Consider the following 1077-nt stretch of genomic DNA (forward strand, 5'->3'; position numbering starts at 1 on the left):
TCCCAGGTGGGTGGGGGTGAGGAGGGGAGTCGTCGGTGGCATGCGGGTACCGTAGAACCTGACACTGGTGTCAGATTCAAGTGGCTCTCAGGTATGAGGAGGTCGATGCCGGTGCGGATCGGGGAGCNNCGAGCAGCAGGGACTGCTCGTCGCCGAGCGGACACCGGGTGGGCATCGGGAGTTCGGGGAGTGGGCGGTGGACCGGGTGATCCGCGTGCAGGCGCTGTACGCGGCCGGGCTGAACAGTACGACCATCGCCCGGCTGCTGCCGTGCATGCGGGACGCGGACGGGGGGCCGAGTGCGGTGGCGGACGGGAAGCTGGTCGAGGAACTGGTGGCCGAGCGGGCCCGGATCGACCGGCTGATCGCTGAACTGGCGTTGTCCCGGGACGTGTTGGACGAGGCGATCGGGGCGGCTTCGGGGGAGTGAGATGCCGGGGGCGGCGTTGTGTGATGCCCTGGTCGCGCCCGCGCGGCGTCGGCCCCGCCTGCCTAGGCCGGTCGTACCGCCCCCAGTACGGGATCCGTGGCGATGGGGGTGACTCTCACCTCTCCGCCCGGGCCCGGCGCCTGGACGACCTTGCCCTTCCCCACGTACACCGCCACGTGCGTCGCCTCCGGGTGGTACAACACCAGGTCCCCCGGGCGGAGTTGGTTCAGCGGGACCCTCGGCAGCCGCGCCCACTGCTCCTTCGCCGTACGGGGGATCCGCGCGCCCGCGTGGCCCCAGGAGGTCGCCGCCAGGCCGGAGTTGTCGTACGCGGCCGGGCCCGCCGCGCCGGTCTCGTACGGCTTGCCCACCTGGTCCATCGCGTAGCGCACCGCCTGTTCGCCCTCCGGCGAGGTGGGGGAGTCGGTGCCGGTGAGGTCGTTGTCCGCCAAGAACTTCCGCTGGCGGTCGTCGACTTGGGCGCGTTCGAGGCGGGCGAGGCGGGTGAGCTGGTCCGGGGTGAGGGTCGCGAGAAGTCTCTGGACGGCGTCGAGGCGGCTGCGGACGTCGTCCCTGGCCTTCTTCTTGCGTGCGGTGAGGGCGAGTTGGGCGTCCAGGGCGGTGCGGGCGGTGCGGGTGACGGTGTC

Annotated in this window: 1 protein-coding gene and 1 pseudogene; one reads left to right on the forward strand and one right to left on the reverse strand. The window is 72.0% G+C overall.

Annotated elements, in window-relative coordinates; translation table 11 throughout:
* Window positions 1–129: 129 nt before the first annotated feature.
* Window positions 130–430, forward strand: a pseudogene (locus AOK24_RS52140) (MerR family transcriptional regulator); the annotation flags it as partial.
* Window positions 431–492: 62 nt separating this feature from the next.
* Here AOK24_RS52140 and AOK24_RS44745 read toward each other — a convergent pair.
* Window positions 493–1077, reverse strand: a 585-nt coding sequence (locus tag AOK24_RS44745) for a C40 family peptidase (RefSeq protein ID WP_167376928.1), incomplete at its 5' end; no start/stop codon positions are given.

Source organism: Streptomyces niveiscabiei, assembly GCF_001419795.1.
Classification (GTDB): domain Bacteria; phylum Actinomycetota; class Actinomycetes; order Streptomycetales; family Streptomycetaceae; genus Streptomyces; species Streptomyces niveiscabiei.